Annotated in this window: 14 protein-coding genes, 1 pseudogene and 1 riboswitch; of the genes and pseudogenes, 13 read left to right on the top strand and 2 right to left on the bottom strand. The window is 69.6% G+C overall.

All coding sequences use genetic code 11. The annotated features are described in order from the left end of the window. Positions 1-226 precede the first annotated feature (226 nt). Positions 227-1,264 carry a LacI family DNA-binding transcriptional regulator gene (locus tag JS528_RS05070; RefSeq protein ID WP_214358013.1) on the top strand — a complete coding sequence of 346 codons (1,038 nt, stop codon included), beginning with the start codon at positions 227-229 and terminating at the stop codon, positions 1,262-1,264. An 88-nt stretch (positions 1,265-1,352) separates the two neighbouring features. Here the strand turns inward: JS528_RS05070 and JS528_RS05065 are convergent, their stop codons facing one another. After that, positions 1,353-2,039, bottom strand: a complete 687-nt coding sequence (locus JS528_RS05065; protein WP_214358139.1) for a YczE/YyaS/YitT family protein — start codon at positions 2,037-2,039, stop codon at positions 1,353-1,355. A 254-nt stretch (positions 2,040-2,293) separates the two neighbouring features. Here JS528_RS05065 and JS528_RS05060 point away from each other — a divergent pair, with 254 nt between their 5' ends. The 10 genes from JS528_RS05060 to fmt all read left to right on the top strand — a co-directional run bounded on the left by JS528_RS05060 (position 2,294) and on the right by fmt (position 14,024). Further along, complete coding sequence (locus JS528_RS05060) at positions 2,294-3,445, top strand: Gfo/Idh/MocA family protein (protein ID WP_214358012.1); 1,152 nt, start codon at positions 2,294-2,296, stop codon at positions 3,443-3,445. A 53-nt stretch (positions 3,446-3,498) separates the two neighbouring features. Then, positions 3,499-4,722, top strand: a complete 1,224-nt coding sequence (locus tag JS528_RS05055) for a DUF993 family protein (protein ID WP_214358011.1) — start codon at positions 3,499-3,501, stop codon at positions 4,720-4,722. A 96-nt stretch (positions 4,723-4,818) separates the two neighbouring features. Continuing rightward, complete coding sequence (locus JS528_RS05050) at positions 4,819-5,664, top strand: sugar phosphate isomerase/epimerase family protein (protein WP_214358010.1); 846 nt, start codon at positions 4,819-4,821, stop codon at positions 5,662-5,664. A 158-nt stretch (positions 5,665-5,822) separates the two neighbouring features. Beyond that, positions 5,823-6,086 (top strand): hypothetical protein, encoded by a 264-nt coding sequence (locus JS528_RS05045; protein ID WP_214358009.1) that lies wholly within the window; start codon positions 5,823-5,825, stop codon positions 6,084-6,086. A gap of 87 nt (positions 6,087-6,173) precedes the next feature. Further along, the gene (locus JS528_RS05040) at positions 6,174-7,562 is read left to right on the top strand and encodes a glycoside hydrolase family 28 protein (RefSeq protein ID WP_214358008.1); all 1,389 of its coding nucleotides are present in this window, start codon (positions 6,174-6,176) and stop codon (positions 7,560-7,562) included. Positions 7,563-7,695: 133 nt separating this feature from the next. Further along, positions 7,696-8,010: a DNA-directed RNA polymerase subunit omega gene (gene rpoZ / locus JS528_RS05035; protein WP_214358007.1), complete on the top strand. Its 315-nt coding sequence runs from the start codon at positions 7,696-7,698 to the stop codon at positions 8,008-8,010. 224 nt (positions 8,011-8,234) lie between these two features. Beyond that, a riboswitch (SAM riboswitch) is annotated at positions 8,235-8,304 on the top strand. Further along, positions 8,300-9,529 (top strand): methionine adenosyltransferase, encoded by a 1,230-nt coding sequence (gene metK, locus JS528_RS05030; RefSeq protein ID WP_214358006.1) that lies wholly within the window; start codon positions 8,300-8,302, stop codon positions 9,527-9,529. It overlaps the preceding riboswitch by 5 nt. Before the next feature lie 134 nt (positions 9,530-9,663). Then, positions 9,664-12,108 carry a primosomal protein N' family DNA-binding protein gene (locus tag JS528_RS05025; protein WP_214358005.1) on the top strand — a complete coding sequence of 815 codons (2,445 nt, stop codon included), beginning with the start codon at positions 9,664-9,666 and terminating at the stop codon, positions 12,106-12,108. Between the two features lie 91 nt (positions 12,109-12,199). Further along, positions 12,200-12,913 carry an HAD family hydrolase gene (locus tag JS528_RS05020; protein ID WP_214358004.1) on the top strand — a complete coding sequence of 238 codons (714 nt, stop codon included), beginning with the start codon at positions 12,200-12,202 and terminating at the stop codon, positions 12,911-12,913. A 151-nt stretch (positions 12,914-13,064) separates the two neighbouring features. Further along, the gene (fmt, locus tag JS528_RS05015; RefSeq protein WP_214358003.1) at positions 13,065-14,024 is read left to right on the top strand and encodes a methionyl-tRNA formyltransferase; all 960 of its coding nucleotides are present in this window, start codon (positions 13,065-13,067) and stop codon (positions 14,022-14,024) included. Positions 14,025-14,034: 10 nt separating this feature from the next. Here the strand turns inward: fmt and serB are convergent, their stop codons facing one another. Then, positions 14,035-14,733: a phosphoserine phosphatase SerB gene (gene serB / locus JS528_RS05010; RefSeq protein ID WP_214358002.1), complete on the bottom strand. Its 699-nt coding sequence runs from the start codon at positions 14,731-14,733 to the stop codon at positions 14,035-14,037. Between the two features lie 38 nt (positions 14,734-14,771). Between serB and JS528_RS05005 the strand changes: the two genes are divergently transcribed. Continuing rightward, entirely contained in the window at positions 14,772-15,491 is a 720-nt protein-coding gene (locus tag JS528_RS05005) for a DedA family protein (RefSeq protein WP_214358001.1), read from the top strand. Positions 15,492-15,533: 42 nt separating this feature from the next. Continuing rightward, positions 15,534-17,054 (top strand): annotated as a pseudogene (arc, locus tag JS528_RS05000) (proteasome ATPase); the annotation flags it as partial. Between the last annotated feature and the right edge of the window lies 1 nt (position 17,055).

Raw genomic sequence — 17,055 nt, 5'->3', positions numbered from 1 at the left:
GCCCGAGGGCGGATTCGGGAGGAGACAAGCCGTGCGGGTGCCGAACCGTGCGGGGCAGTCCGGTCCTGCGGCCTCGGCGGCGGATGGTTTCGCCTTCGGCGGACGGAACGAAGATCGCATGCCGCGGGGCGTATGGGCGACGCGCGTGGTAGTAATGGGCCATGTATCGGTGCGCGACCGGCGACGGACGGCCGGTGGCGGGACGGAATCGACAAGGAGACGACGGATGGCGAGAAGCACGGGGCACTCCCGGCCGGTGATCAAGGACGTCGCGCGTCTCGCCGGGGTGTCCGCGCCGACCGTCTCGCGCTACCTCAACGGCACCGCGCGCATCGCCGAGGACAAGCGCGGGCGCATCGCCAAGGCCATCAAGCAGCTCGGCTACGAGCCGAGCGTCGTCGCCCGCGCCCTGTCCAACCGGGAGATGGACTCGGTGGTCGTCTTCGCCGCCAACCCGTCCGCGTTCTCCACGTCCGCCACGAACCACGGCGTCGAGGCCGCCGCCCGCCGCCGCCGCTTCCTGCTCAACATCGTCTCGCTCGACGAGGCCGACATGGACTCGGTCGAGCAGCGCGTGCGGATGGGCCTGTCCATCCGTCCGGCCGGCGCCGTCGTCTACGAGTACGACCGGGCCGGCATCAGGGCGCTCGACTACATCCCCAAGGACCTGCCGATCGTCGTCGTCGGCGGCAGCTTCGGCGACGGCGACTACCAGGTCGTCAACGCCGAGCGCGAGGGCGGGCGCTGGATGACGATGCACCTGCTCGACCTCAGGCACGAGACCGTGTTCCATGTGGCGCGCGCGGCCGGCCCGACCGACAACACGCGCACCAACGGCTGGCGCGACGCCCTCGAGGAGCGCGGTGCCGCGATCCACGAGCCGATCGTCGTCTCGTCCACCGACCTCGAGGAGGCGGTCGAGGCCGGACGCCGGCTCGGCAAGCGCGACGACGTGACCGCCGTGTTCGCCGGCAACGACGAGACCGCGATCGGCGTGATCAAGGGGCTGCGCGAGGTCGGGCGCCAGGTGCCCGACGACGTGAGCGTGGTCGGCTTCGACGACCAGAACTTCGGGCCCCTGTGGAGCCCGGCCCTGACGAGCTACAGCCAGAACTTCCGCGAGATGGGGGAGCGGGCCTTCCGCATGCTCTACGAGCAGGTGAAGGCCAGGCGCGACGGCGCCGACGCGCCCCAGCCGCGCGTCGAGGTGGTCGAGGGGCAGCCGCGCCTGCGCGACTCCGAGACCGAATACGTGCCATGGTGAGCCCGATGCGCAGACCCGGCCGAACGAAGGAAGGGCGGATCGCCCGGAACGATCCGCCCTTCTCTTCGTGATGATCGGCCCGACGGCCTCACGCGGCCTGCTTGACCGGCTCCTTGGCGTGCTCCACGCCCTTGACGTCCCTGACCGGCGGGCCGACGAAGCGGACGTGGCGGTTGATGAGGTTGACGATCTGGCCGGTGATGACCGCGGCGACGACCGTGCCCACGCCGAGGCCGTTGATCCGGCCGAAGAAGACGAATGAGAGCACGCCCGCGATGATGATCAGGGAGACGTCGAAGCACACCTTGACCGTGCCGAAGCGCACCTTGGTCACCTTGGCGAACGCGTTGACGATGCCCTCGCCGGGCACCATGATGAGGGCCGGTGAGACCTCCATGCAGATGCCGAGCGCCAGGATCGCGCAGCCGAGCAGCAGGCCCGCGCCACGCGCCCACCACGTGTCCGGGTTGAACCATCCCAGCAGGGTCATGCTCGCGTCGAGCACGGCGGCGAACCAGAACGTGACCGCCAGCTGCAGGTACTGGAAGGCGTGGAAGTCGCGCCGCAGCAGGATCACCTCGATGAGGACGAAGATCACGTTCACCACGAACGTGGTGACGCCGAAGCTGATCTGCGGGAAGCGGAGGGTCGCCACCCACGCGATGCTCGAGATCGGCGAGGTGCCGAGGTTGCTCTTTGTGATGAGCGCGATGCCGAAGGACTCGATGGCGATTCCGGCAAGGAAGCATATCAGGCGCTTGATGATGTAGGGCATGTCCGTTCCTCCTTGGCCGCCTGAGGTGTCCTCTGTTGATTCGTCCCACAAAAAGAAATCGTTTACCGTTTTGTGGTTACGACTATAGGTGGCCATTTTGCTTGTTTTGCGGCGTTTCGTGTGATTTGCGCCACGGGTGTGGGTGGTGTATAGTGCAAATCAATGGAAAGCGCTTACCAAATAAGATAAGCACGAACCGAGAACAACGCAAGCGTGACTGCAAAGCCGCAATCAACGAAAGGAAACGAAAGAACATGGCAGACAAGACCATCGGAGTGATCCTCAACGGCGCGACCGGCCGCATGGGCTACCGACAGCACCTGTGCCGCTCCATCCTGCCGATCATCGAGCAGGGCGGTGTGGAGCTGTCGGACGGATCGCGCGTCCAGCTCGACCCGATCCTGGTCGGCCGCCACGAGTCCAAGCTCAAGGAGGCCTCCGAGAAGCACGGCGGCCTCAAGTACACCACCGACCTCGACTCGGTGCTCGCCGACCCGAACTACCCGCTGTACGCCGACTTCCTCGTCACCTCCGCGCGCGTGAACTCCCTGAAGAAGGCCATCGCCGCCGGCAAGGACATCTACACCGAGAAGCCGCTCGCCGAGACCTACGAGGACGCCTGCGAGCTGGTGCGTCTGGCCGAGGCCAAGGGCGTCAAGACCGGCGTCGTGCACGACAAGCTGTTCCTGCCCGGCCTCCTCAAGCTGCGCCGCCTGATCAGGTCCGGCTTCTTCGGCCGCATCCTGTCCGTCCACGGCGAGTTCGGCTACTGGGTCTTCGAGGGCGACTGGCGCGAGTCCCAGCGCCCCAGCTGGAACTACAAGAAGGAGCTCGGCGGCGGCATGATCTCCGACATGTTCCCGCACTGGAACTACGTGATCGAGGGGCTGTTCGGCAAGATCAGGACCGTCTACGCCGAGGCCAAGACCGAGATCCCCGAGCGCGTCGACGAGAAGGGCCAGACCTACAAGGCCACCGCCGAGGACGCCGCCTACGCGATCTTCGAGCTGGAGAACGGCATCACCGTGCAGATGAACTCCTCGTGGAACACCCGCGTCTACCGCAACGAGCTGCTCGAGTTCCAGATCGACGGCACGCGTGGCTCCGCGGTCGTCGGCCTGTTCGGCGCCGAGATCCAGGTGCGCGACGTCACCCCGAAGGCCTTCTGGAACCCGGACGTGCCGGACCCGCACGACTACATGGCCGGCTGGCAGGAGATCGGCACCGACGAGACCTACGAGAACGGCTTCAAGGCCCAGTGGGAGGAGTACATCCGCTCCCTCGCCGAAGGCACCGATTACCCGTACGACTTCGCCTCCGGCGCCCGCGGCGTGCGTCTGGCCGAGCTTGGCTACGAGTCCGCCGCCAAGGGCATGAAGATCCAGGTGCCCGAGGGACGCTACTGAGCGGCGGGGACACCGGGACAGCGAATCCATCGAATCGAAAGGCAAGAGCACAGATGACTTCGTTCACGTTGATCGATGAGCAGGGCAACACGGGCCGCATCGAGGCCCGTCCGGCGCCGGCGTTCGCCAAGCCGACCGCGCCCCTGAAGTCCCGCGTCGCCTACGCGGCCGCGCACGTCGTGCCGCTCGCATGGGCCGACAACACCCCGGGACGCCCGGCCGAGGTCGACTGGGACGCCACCATCGGCTTCCGCCGCATGGTGTGGTCGTGGGGTCTGGGCGTGGCCGACTGCATGGACACCGCCCAGCGCAACCTCGGCATGGACTGGGCCGCCACGGCCGAGCTCATGCGCCGCTCCGGCGCCGCCGCCAGGGAGTACGCCGCCAGGGAGGGCTGGGGCCGTTCGGTCGCCGACCTCGTGTCCGTGGGCGTCAACACCGACCAGCTCAGGCAGGGCGGCGACTACACGCTCGGCCAGATCGTTTCGGCGTACCTCGAGCAGCTCGACGTATGCGAGTCCGCCGGCGACGGCCCGGTCATCATGTGCTCGCGCCACCTGTGCCGCACCGCCAAGAGCCCGGCCGACTACATCAAGGTCTACGACGAGGTCATCGGCGCCGCCAAGAGCCCGGTCATCCTGCACTGGCTCGGCGAGGTGTTCGACGCGCAGCTGCACGGCTACTTCGGTTCGGCCGACTGGCGCGAGGCCTCCCGCACCGTGCTGACCATCATCGAGCACAACCCGGGCAAGGTGCGCGGCGTCAAGATGTCGCTGCTCGACGCCGCATCGGAGCGCTACATGCGCGCGATGCTGCCGGAGGGCACGATGATGCTCACCGGCGACGATTTCCACTACGTCGACCTCATCAGGGACTCCGAGCAGGACGACCCGAAGCACGGCGGCCGCGCGGTCATGCACTCCAACGCGCTGCTCGGCGCGTTCTCCGTGCTCGCCCCGCACGCCTCCGCCGCCATCCAGGCGCTCGACCGCGGCGACGAGGCGGAGTACCTGCGCATCCTCGAGCCCACCCAGGCGCTCGCCCAGCAGGTCTTCGTCCACCCGACCGAGTTCTACAAGACCTCCGTCGCGTTCATGAGCTGGCTCAACGGCCACCAGGACGCCTTCCAGATGGTCGGTGGCCTCCAGTCCGCCCGCAGCCTGCCGAACCTGAGCCGCGTGGTCGAGCTCGCCAACGCCTGCGGCGCCTTCGAGCACCCCGAGCTCGCCGCCGAACGCTGGAACGCGTACCTCGCGATCAACGGCATCAGCCGATAGCCACACTTGCCGCGTCCGCGCGTTTCCCTTTTTCTCCGCGGACGCGACAACCCCTCGTACCTTCGCAATCCCCGCAATCTAAGGACAGCATCCACCATGACCAATCCGATCCTCTCGATGAACCAGGCGACGATCAAACACGCCGACTTGAAGCAGACCCTCGACACCCTCACCGCCGCCGGATACCGCAGCGTCGGCTTGTGGCGCGAGCCGGTCGAGGCCGTCGGGCTCGACACCGCCGTCAAGATGGTCGCCGACTCGGGCCTCAGGGTCTCCACCATGTGCCGCGGCGGCTTCTTCACCATGCCCGAGGGTCCCGCCCGCCGCGCCTCCATCGACGACAACCGCAAGCTCATCGAGGAGACCGCCGCGTTCGGCTGCAAGGTCCTCGTCCTCGTCGTCGGCGGCCTGCCCGAGGGTTCCAAGGACCTCATCGGCGCCCGCGGACGCATCGCCGACGCGCTCGACGAGCTCCAGCAGGACGCGCTCGACGCCGGCGTCACGCTCGCCATCGAGCCGCTTCATCCGATGTACTGCACCGACCGCGCCTGCGTCTCGACGCTCGGCCAGGCGCTCGACATCGCCGCGCCGTTCGACCCGAAGGCCGTCGGCGTGACCGTCGACACGTTCCACATCTTCTGGGACCCGCAGGTGCTCGACTCCATCGCCCGCGCCGGGCGCGAGGGACGCATCGCCACCTATCAGGTGTGCGACTACCGCACCCCGTTCGAGAAGGACGTGCTCCTGTCGCGCCACTACATGGGCGAGGGCGTCATCGACTTCCGATCCCTCACCGAGGCCGTCGCCGCCACCGGATGGCGCGGCGACATCGAATGCGAGATCTTCAACCAGGCCGTCTGGGACACCCCGTTCGCCGAGGTCGCCGCCAAGGTCTCCGACGCCTTCGACAAGGAGGTCGCGCCGTACTGGCCGGCCCGCTGAACCGACGGACCGGGGCCGCGACGGGCCCCGACCGCCATACGCACGCATAACTCAACACATCACGCACAAGTCAACACACCACGCATAACCCAACACATCCGCACCATAACCAACACCACACATCGATTCACCACGAATCATCCTGAAAGGAAACCATCATGACCACCGCACATCTCACCAAGACCACCATCAAGGCCGCTTCCGTCAAGGCCGCCAAGCCGTCCGACCGCGACTACGCCGTCTACGTGCTCGCCGCCGTAGTGCTCGCGCTCGTCGTCTGCCTCGTCGCCGCCGCGCTGACCGAGGGCGTCATCGCCGGCGTGTTCCAAGTCGCCGCGATGAGCGCCTTCGTGATGCTCGTCGCCGTCGTCGCCTCCGTCATCGGCACCGGCCGCTACCTGTCCATCAACGCCCGCAGGTGACCGCCACGCCGGGTCTCCCGGCGGCCGACCATCCGCGTGCGACGGACGCATGACCGCATACACGCAACCACGATAAGGGACCACGCAATGCTCTACGACGTACGCGCCCACGGCGCGAAGGGCGACGGCGCCACCAACGACGCCCCCGCCATCCAGCAGGCCATCGATTTGTGCTCGGCGGCCGGAGGCGGCACCGTACTCCTGTCCGACGGCACGTACCTCGCCGGCACCATCCGGCTCAGGTCCAACGTGACGTTCGAGATCGACGCGTCCGCCACGCTGCTCGCGAGCCCGGACATCGCCGACTATGCGCCGGACGTGCACCACAACCGCTACCGCAACGAGCAGGCGCTCGACCGCTGCTTCATCTACGCGGAGGATCAGCACGACTTCTCCATCGTCGGACGCGGCAGGATCGACGGCAACGCGACCGCCTTCCCCAACGAGGGCTCGATCTACCGCCCGATGATGATCCGCCTGCTGCGCTGCCACAACGTGCACCTCGAGGGACTGCGCCTGTACGAGTCCGCCGCATGGACCACCGCGTTCCTCGACAGCGAGTACATCTGGATCCGCGGCGTCGACATCAAGAACGACAAGCGCTACAACGGCGACGGCCTCGACTTCGACGGCTGCGCCCACGTGTTCGTCTCCGACTGCTACGTGCGCGGCACCGACGACAACCTGTGCCTGCAGGCCAGCTCCAAGGACCGTCCGGTCCACGACGTCCACGTGACCAACTGCGCCTTCTCCGGCGTGTGCGCGGGGCTGCGCTTCGGACTCAAGTCCATCGGCGACATCCACGACGTCACCGTCTCCAACTGCACGCTCGAACGCGTCTGGCGCGAGGGCATCAAGCTCGAGTCGACCGAGGGCGGCACGATCAGCGACATCTCGTTCTCCAACATCGTCATGCGCGACGTGACCCGCCCGGTCTTCGCGATCCTCAACAACCGCTTCGAGCTCGACGACTACGGCACCTCGGTCGAGCTCGACCGCATGCCCGAGATCGGCGAGCTCAAGCGCATCACGATCACGGGACTCACCGCCACGGACAGCGGGGAGATGGCGAACGTCCACCGCCGCTTCACCGACGACGTGATGGGCGAGCCGCGCTTCGCCGGCTTCCGCTTCGACGCCGCCGACGGCCACCCCATCGAGGACGTGACCCTGACCGACGTGCGTTACACGTTCATCGGCGGCGTCAAGCTCGCCGACATCCCGCCGCTGGACGAGTACCCGAGGCTCGTCGACAAGCTCGTCGAGCCGGACGTCAGGTCCAGCGAGAACTACTGGCCCGACTGGTCGCGCACCGCGTTCATGGACCTGCGCAACGTGCGCGGGCTCGACATGAGCCGCATCCGCCTGAAGTCCATCCGCCCCGACGAGCGCCCGGCCGTCCTCACCGACGGCTGCGTGACGGTCGCCGAGCCGGACGTGACCGTCGACGGACGCCGCCTGCCGATCGCCGCGTGAGCGCACGCGGACCGGTCCGGTCCACGCGCGGGACGCGGGGGAGGGGATTCCGTGCCCCTTCCCCGCGTCCTCGCATATGGCTATACTCGTTGCGGTTGAGATAGTTTTTCCGCATGTTTGGAGATGCACCATTATGGCAAATGACACCGAGCCGAAGGCCGGCGAGGAGTTCGGCACCAAGCCCACCCCGGACGGTCTGGCCAGCCCGTCGATCGACGAGCTCATGGAGCACGCCGATTCCAAGTACGCCCTGGCGATCTTCGCCGCCAAGCGCGCCCGCCAGATCAACTCCTACTTCACCCAGCTCAACGAGGGTCTGCTGCAGAACGTCGGCCCGCTCGTCGAATACCAGAACAACGAGAAGCCGCTGTCCATCGCCTTCCGCGAGATCAACGACGGCCTGCTCGAGGAGACCCTCGGCGAGGACGACCTGACCGAAGGCAACTGATCCGCCGTCCTCCCCGGCGCGACGTGACGCAGATCGTCGATCCGAAATCGGCGACACGCTTGCCGAGACCCGCGCCGGCGGGTAGAACTGGACGACAGGAGCGAACAACGTAGGCTCGCGCCCGACTCCTCATCAGCGAGGGATCAGGCACGGGCCTTTTTGCATGGCGACGCACGGCTCGTACGGCGTGCGGCCCGACGGTCCTTACACAACAGAACATTTTCCGTATCATTGTGCCTCGCCGGCGGCGGAACCGCGGGCGGGGCGATAAGTCCGAAAGAGGGATGATATGACCAACCACGAGCGCAAGCTCATCTCCGCCGAATCCGTCACCGAAGGCCACCCCGACAAGGTCTGCGACCAGATCTCCGACGAGATCCTCGACGACCTGCTCCGCCAGGACCCCCAGTCCCACGTCGCGGTCGAGACCTCCGCCGCCACCGGCGTGTTCCTCGTCTTCGGCGAGGTGACCTCCGAAGGCTACGTGGACGTGCAGGCGAAGGTGCGCGAGACGCTGCGCCGCATCGGCTACACCTCGTCCGAGGTCGGCCTCGACGCCGACTCCTGCGGCGTGATCGTCGCCATCACCGGCCAGAGCGCCGAGATCAACCAGGGCGTCTCCCGCCTGAGCGAGGCCGAGGAGTCCGCCGCCAGCCGCGAGCAGCGCTACGAGGCGCAGGGCGCCGGCGACCAGGGCGTCATGTTCGGCTACGCGACCGACGAGACCGACGTGCTCATGCCGCTGCCGGTGCATCTGGCCCACCGCCTGGCCTACCGCCTCGCCGAGGTGCGCAAGAGCGGCGAGGTGCCGCACCTGCGCCCGGACGGCAAGACTCAGGTCACCATCGAATACGACGAGGACAACAGGCCGCTGCGCGTCGACACCGTCCTCATCTCCACCCAGCACGACCCCGAGGCCACCCACGAGTGGCTCGAGAAGGAGCTGAAGGAGCACGTCATCGACCCGGTGCTCGACGCCGTCCTCGGCGACACGCTGAAGCACGACGACTACCGCCAGCTCGTCAACCCGACCGGCTCGTTCATCCTCGGCGGCCCGGCGGCCGACGCGGGCCTGACCGGCCGCAAGATCATCGTTGACACGTACGGCGGCGCCGCCCACCACGGCGGCGGCGCGTTCAGCGGCAAGGACCCGTCCAAGGTCGACCGCTCCGCCGCGTACGCCACCCGCTGGGTGGCCAAGAACATCGTCGCCGCGGGCCTCGCGCACCGCGTCGAGGTGCAGGTCGCGTACGCGATCGGCGTGGCCGACCCGGTGTCCATCAACGTCGAGACGTTCGGCACCGAGATCGGCGGCGTGACCCGCGAGCAGATCCAGCAGGCCGTGCGCAGGGTCTTCGACCTGCGCCCCGCCGCGATCATCGACGAGCTCGACCTCAAGCGCCCGATCTACGCGAAGACCGCCGCCTACGGCCACTTCGGCCGCACCGACGTCGACTTCCCGTGGGAGGCGACCAACAGGGTCGACGAGCTCAAGGCCGCCATCGCCGAACTCGCCTGAGCCTTCCCCGGGCTCCGCCCGCCGAGGGAAAACCCGTCGGATGGGCCGAGGACGGCCCGCCTCGTACGGAAGCGTACGGAACGGACCGGTGCATATGCACCGGTCCTTTTTTCATACCCGCTACCATGGGTCCCATGACTGACATGGACGCGGAGCAGCTGACGCTCGACGGGCTCGCCCCCCGCAGACGGCGCAAGCGCGCGCCGGCCGCGCACACCCCCGCCGGCCGCGACCCCATCGCCCGCGTCGTGCTCGACGTGCAGGCCACGCACCTGGGGCAGACCTTCGACTACCTCATCGACGAGAGACAGTCCGAGGCCGCCCGTCCCGGGGCACTCGTGCGCGTCCGCTTCGGCGGCCGGCGCGTCAACGGCGTCATCTGGGAGCGCGCCGCCGCCTCCGACACCCCCGCCTCGTCCCTGCGCTACCTCGAACGCGTGCTCGGCGACGACGTGCTCGTGCCCGCCTCGATGCGCCGCGACATCGCCCTGATCGCCGACGCGTACGGCGGCACGCGCGCCAACATCCTGCGCCTCGCAGTGCCCCCGCGCGTCGCCAAGGTCGAGAAGGAGCAGCGTCTCGTCGCCGGATTCGCGCGCGGCGGCCGTCCGGCCGGCGCGTCCGGCATCGAGGGGGACGCGGCCGCGCCGTCGGGTCCGTCGACCGGCCGGGCCGCATCCGCTCCCGCCGACCGGCTCGCCGCGCGGTTCGCACGCCTCGCCGGCATGTACGACCGGAACCTTCGCGACCTGCAGGGCGCGCTGCACGGCTCCGCGTTCCGCGCGTTCGCGCTCGACCCGCTGCCCGGCGTCGGCCGGGCCGCCGAGGCGCTCGCCTGGATGGCCGCCGAGGCGCTCGCCGCCGGACGCACGGCCGTCGTCGTCCTGCCCGGCATGCGCGAGACCCGCGACGTGCTCGACTCCCTCGGCGCGCTCGGCCTGACGCCGTTCGGGCCGGGCCGCTCCGGCACCGGCGGATGGACCGGCGACGTGGCGGTCCTGAGCGCCGAGACCCCGCCGATCGACCGCTACCGCGCCTACCTCGCCGTCGCCACCGGACAGGTGCGGTGCGTGATCGGCCCGCGCGCCGCCATGTACGCGCCGGTCGACGGCCCCGGGCTCTTCGCGATCATGGACGACATCGCCTACCAGCAGGCCGACGGCATGATGCCCTACGCCCACGCGCGCGGCGTGCTGCGGCTGCGCGCCGAGGCGCATGGGGGCGTGTTCGTCGCGCTCGCCAACGCCCGCAGCCCCCTGAGCCAGATGGAGGTCGCGGGGCTGCCGGGCGTCGCGGCGTCGCGGCCGTCGGACGCGGTGAGCGGGCCGGCCACGGCCATCCGCCCGCTGCCCGGCGTGCTCAGGGACGCCTCACCGTGGGTCCGATGGCTCAACCGCGAGGAGCTCGCGCGCCTCGCCGACCCGTCGATCGGCGCGCGCGTGCCGCACACCGCCGTCGCCAACATCCGCTCCGCGCTGCTCACCGGAGGCCCGGTCCTCTTCTCCATCCCCGCCGACGGCGTGGCCGAGGCGCTGAGCTGCGCCAACCCCAAGTGCCTGCGCCAGGCGCGGTGCCGCAAGTGCACCGGCCCGCTGCAACGCGTGCGCGGCGCGGCCGTGCCCCGATGCCGCTGGTGCGGCGCGGCCGCGTCGAACTGGACGTGCCCGCACTGCCACGGCGACCGCCTGCGCGTCGTGCGCGTCGGCGCGGCCGGCACCGCCGACGAGCTGCGCGGCCTGTTCCGCGGCGTGCCGACGCTGCTGTCCAGCCCCAGCCAGCCGCACGGCGTCATCGACGAGATCGAGCGTCGGCCGGTCATCGTCATCGCGACCCCCGGCGCCGAGCCGCGCGTGCGGGCGACGCCCGCGGATCGGACAGGGGCGTCCCCGGCGGACGACGTCCCCGCCGCCGCGGTCCGGCCCCGGACCTCCCCGGACGGATTCGCCGTCGCGGGGCCGGGACCGGACGACCCCGCCGCGCGGTACACGTCCTACGCGGCCGTCGCGATCCTCGACGCGTGGACCAGCCTGTACGCGCCGGGCCTCGACGCGCGCGTGGACACGCTCGCCGCGTGGATGCGCGTCGTCGCCCTGTGCGCGCCGCGCACGGCCGGCGGCCAGGCGCTGCTGCTGGGCGAGACCGACCCGGCCATCGCCCAGTCGCTGATGCTGTGGGACTCCTCGCTGCTCGCCTCGCGCGAGCTCGCCGAACGACTCGAGACCGGCATGCCGCCGGCCGTCGCCGTCGCCTGCGTGTGGGGTCGGCGCGACGCCGTGATGCGCGCGCTCAGGGCGATCGGCGCGCTGGACGGCGACATGGCGATGTGCCCGATGCCCGGCGACGCCGACGGCTCCGGCGCGATACCCGGCGTGCTCGGCCCCGTGCCGATCCCGCAGCCGCGCACCGTGGACGCGCGCGAGCTGGAGATCACCGCCGACCGCGTGCGCGCCGTCGTGCGCGTGCCTCACGCGAGGCGCGAGGAGCTCGCCGCGCGGCTCCGGCGCGAGGTCGCGCGCCACGTCGCCGCGCGCGAGGGCGGCGAGCTGCGCTTCCAGCTCGACCGCAAGGACCTCATCTGACCCGGTCCTCCCGTCCCGCACGCATGGGAACATGATGGCGGAAAAACGCGGGCGCGAGCGTCCGCAATCACCAAGGAAACGGAGGACCGCGATGAAGGGTTGGCCAGGGGAGCCGGACATGGACTACGACGTGCTGGTGTCGGACGGCGAGGCCGCGGCGAACGCGGGCAAGCCGATCACCGACGTCATCTTCGACTTCGGCAACGTGCTCATCTACTGGGATCCGGCCGCGGTGCTCATCCCGCGCTACGACCAGGCGACCATCGACCGCTTCCTCGACAACGACGTCTCCCGCTTCTACGACGCCAACGACCGGATGGACGGCGGCGCCACCCCCGAGGAGGGCGTCGCGTGGATGCGCGAGCACAGCGGCGACAAGTGGGCCGACATGCTCCGGTACTACCTCGACAACTTCGAGGACTCGCTCGTCGGCGTCGTGCCCGGCGCGCGCGTGCTCATCAACGACCTCAAGGCCGCCGGCATCGGCGTGTGGGGCCTGTCCAACTGGGAGAAGGAGCTGTTCCCGATCGCCGAGAAGGCCACGCCGATCCTGGGCGAGCTCGACGGCAAGGTCGTCTCCGGATACGTCAGGCTGCGCAAGCCGCACAAGGACATCTACGAGCGCGCCCTGCAGGAGTTCGGCATCAGCGCCGACGGCGCCGTGTTCATCGACGACAAGGCGATGAACATCGTCGGTGCGAACGCGGCCGGCATCCGCGGCGTGCGTTTCAAGGACCCGGTCAAACTGCGCGAGCTGCTCATCGCCGCCGGCGTGAACATCCCCGACGTGCAGAGCGTCGAGTGACGGTCGTCGGGCCGTCGTCCGCGTATGCATGACCATGACCACCCCGCATCAATCGATGCGGGGCCTCCGCTCGCGTGCGCGCATCCCGGGCGGCACATGCCCGATCTCGCGGAAATCCACAGGAACCCCTAGAAGGAGAGAACCCCAAACCATGCTCAAACTGCTGTTCGCAGGAACCCCCGACGTCGCCGTGCCGTCCCTCAAGGCGTTCGCCGCCGACCCGCGCTTCGAGGTCAGGGCCGTGCTCACCCGCCCCGACGCGCCCACCGGCCGCGGACGGAAGCTCACCCCGAGCCCGGTCAAGGCCGCCGCCCTCGAGCTCGGCATCCCGGTCATCGACGCGAAGCCGCGCGACCCGGGCTTTGTGGACGAACTCAAGGGCCTCGACGTCGACATCGCCGCCGTCATCGCCTACGGCAACATCCTGCCCAAGGCCGTGCTCGACGCGGTGCCGCTCGGCTGGTACAACCTGCACTTCTCCAACCTGCCCGCCTGGCGCGGCGCGGCCCCCGTGCAGCGCTCCATCTGGGCCGGGGACAAGGTCACCGGCGCCGACGTGTTCAAGGTCGGCGAGGGACTCGACGACGGCCCGGTCATCGCCACGATGAGCGTCGAACTCACCGGCCGCGAGACCTCCGGCGAACTGCTCGACCGCCTCGCCGTCGAGGGCGCGCCGATGTACGTGGACGCGCTCGCGAGCGTGGGGGAGGGCACCGCCGTGTTCACCCCGCAGCCCGAGGGCGAGTTCGAGTACGCGCACAAGATCACCGTCGAGGACGCGCGCATCGACTTCGCGGCCCCCGTCGAGGCGATCGACCGCCAGATTCGCGCCTGCACCCCCGCGCCCGGCGCCTGGTGCGAACTGCACGCGGACGATGAGGACGGCGCGAAGCCCCTGACCCTGCACGTGCTCGCCGCGGCCCCCGCGGACCCCGACGCCCCGGCCGGACTCGCCCCCGGCGAACTGAAGGCCGGCAAGCGCAACGTGTGGGTCGGCACCGGCACCACGCCGCTGGAGCTCATCGAGGTCAAGGCGCAGGGCAAGAAGGCCATGCGCGCCGCCGACTGGGCCCGAGGCGCCCGCCTCGCCCCCGGCGCGCATCTCGCCTGACGGTCGGCGCTCAGCGCAGGAAGTCGAGGACCTTCGTCAGGTCGCGCTCGTTGATCGACTCGGGGGCGGCGAGCTGGGTCTTGGGCTTGGCACAGAACGCGATGCCCAGGCCCGCGGCCTGGATCATCGGGATGTCGTTCGCGCCGTCGCCGACCGCGACGGTCTGCGCCATGTCGAGGCCGTCGCGCCTCGCCCACTCGCGCAGCGCGTGCAGCTTGACGGTCTTGCACACGATCTCGCCGATGACCTTGCCGGTCAGACGCCCGTCCTCGACCTCGAGACGATTCGCGAGCCAGTGGTCGATGTGGGCCTCCTCGGCCAAGCGGTCCACGACCTCGTGGAAACCGCCGGAGACGACGCCCACCTTCCAGCCGTGCGCGTGCAGCGTGTCGATGAGCTCCAGCGCGCCGTTCGTGAAGTGCAGCTTGTCGTGCACCTCGTCGAATACGGAGACCGGCAACCCCTTCAACAGCGCCACGCGGGCGCGCAGCGCGTCGCAGAACTCGAGCTCGCCGCGCATCGCGCGCTCGGTCACCGCGGCGATCTCCTCGCCGGCGCCCGCCGCCTCGCCGAGCTCGTCGATGACCTCCTCGTCGATCAGCGTGGAGTCCACGTCCATCACCAGCAGGCCCGGCTTCGCGAGCGTGGGGGCGGGAAGCCCGACGGTGTCGTCGAACTCGTCAAGGGATTGCGCATGTTCCTGAATCATGGTTCCGATTGTCGAAAAACCTTGGGACAATGCCCTTTATGATTTTCGACGCCATCTCCGACGCCACGAACACCCTGACCCTCGCCGCCGCGAACACCGCCGCCGCCCCCGTCTGCACGACCGGCGACGGCGGCCTCATCCAGACCATCACCGACTGGCTCGTCTCCCTGATGGAGACGGTCGGCGGCCTCGGGGTCGCGCTCGCCATCGCCCTTGAATCGATCTTCCCGCCGATCCCCTCCGAGGTGATCCTGCCGCTGGCCGGTTTCACCGCCTCGCGCGGCTCGTTCGGCCTCGTCGAAGCGATTCTGTGGGCCACGTTCGGCTCGCTCGCCGGCGCGTGGGCGCTCTACGGCATCTCCCGCTGGGTGGGCCTGCACCGCATCCACCGGGCCGCCGACGTGATCCCCGGCGTGAGCCGCCGCGACGTCGACAAGGCCAACGACTGGTTCACCCGCTACGGCACGTGGAGCGTGCTCCTCGGCCGCGTCATCCCCGTCGTGCGCTCGCTCATCTCCATCCCCGCCGGATTCAACGGGATGAACTTCGCGCAGTTCACCGGCTGGACGCTGCTCGGCTCGGCCGTGTGGAACACGATCCTCGTATCCACCGGATACTTCCTCGGCGAGGGCTGGTGCTCGATCCTCGGCTACCTCAACGTGTTCGAGGACGTCGTCATCGTCGCCTTCATCGTGGTCATCGTCGTGTTCGCCGCGCGCAAGGTCCGTACAGTGGTACGCAACAGGAAGCAGCAGTAGAGGAAAGGACCGATCCGCATGACGCAGGGGACGAGCGAGGATCTGGCGGCGCTCAACGACCGGCTCATGGCCAAGAACCACGCGCTGGCCGAGGCGCTCACCCGCGCCGGCAAGGAGCTGACGAAGGCCAAGTCGCAGCTGGCGCAGCTCGCCCAGCCGCCGATGACCTTCGCCACGATGGTCAAGGTCGACTCCACGCACACCGACGACCTCGGCGTGACCCACGCGTCCGCCGAGGTGATCGCCGGCGGCCGCCGCCTGATCGTGCCGGTCGCCGCCTCGCTCAACGCCTCGCGCCTGGCCGCGGGCCGGACCGTCCTGCTCAACGAGAAGATGGTCCTCGTCGAGCAGCGCGACACGGACGCCGTCGGATCGGTGCGCGTCGTCGCCCGGGCGCTCGCCGACGGCCGTCTCGTCGTCGCGGACGGCGGTGGCAACCCGACCGTCGTGCGCCGCGCCTCCGCGCTCGCCTCCGCACGGTTCGACAAGGGCGATCGCGTGATCGTCGACCCGTCCGGCCGCCTCGCGCTCGAGGTGCTGCCGCGCGAGGACGACGCCGACCTCGTGCTCGAGGAGACCCCGGACGTCGACTTCGCCGACATCGGCGGCCTCGACGACCAGATCGAACGCATCAGGGATGCGGTGCAGCTGCCGTTCCTGCATCGCGAGCTGTTCGAACGCTACGACCTGACGCCGCCGAAGGGCGTGCTGCTGTACGGTCCTCCCGGCAACGGCAAGACGCTCATCGCCAAGGCGGTCGCGCACGCGCTCGCCGAGGGGTCGGGCATGGGCGGCAAAGGCGTGTTCCTGTCGGTCAAGGGCCCGGAGCTGCTCAACAAGTTCGTCGGCGAGTCCGAGAGACTCATCCGCCTCATCTTCCAGCGCGCCCGCGAGCGCGCCGCCGACGGCCGTCCCGTCATCGTGTTCATCGACGAGATGGACTCGCTGCTGAGGACCCGCGGCTCCGGCGTCTCGTCGGACGTGGAGACGACGATCGTGCCGCAGTTCCTCGCGGAGCTGGACGGCGTCGAGTCGATCGGCAACGTGATGGTGATCGGCGCGTCGAACCGCGTGGACATGATCGACCCGGCCGTGCTGCGCCCGGGCCGCCTCGACGTGAAGATCCGCATCGACCGGCCGGACGGCGAGGCCGCGGCCGCGATCGTGCGCCACTACCTGACCGACGACCTGCCGCTGCAGGCGGGGCTCGACGCGGACGCACTCACGAGCGTGCTCGTGCGCGACATCTACACGCGCTCCGAACGGCGTCATCTGGCGGACGTGCGCGGCGAGAACGGCGCGTGGGACGCGCTGTTCCTGGCCGACGTGATCTCGGGCGCCTCGCTCAAGAACATCGTCGACCGCGCGAAGACGTACGCGGTCAAGGCCTCGATCACCGGCGGCCGTGACGTGGCCCTCGACGTGGACATGCTGGCCCGCGCCGTCGAGGACGAGTACGCGGAGACCCGCGACTCGCTGCTCGACGCCGACCCGGTCCAGTGGGCGCGCGTCAACGGCTTCGACGCCGGCCGCGTCGTCGCCATCCGCCCCGCCGGGCGCTGAG

The organism is Bifidobacterium santillanense (genome assembly GCF_018555385.1).
GTDB classification, from domain to species: domain Bacteria; phylum Actinomycetota; class Actinomycetes; order Actinomycetales; family Bifidobacteriaceae; genus Bifidobacterium; species Bifidobacterium santillanense.
The sequence above is the reverse complement of the archived record's forward strand: the minus strand, read 5'-3'. Positions and strand labels throughout refer to the sequence as shown.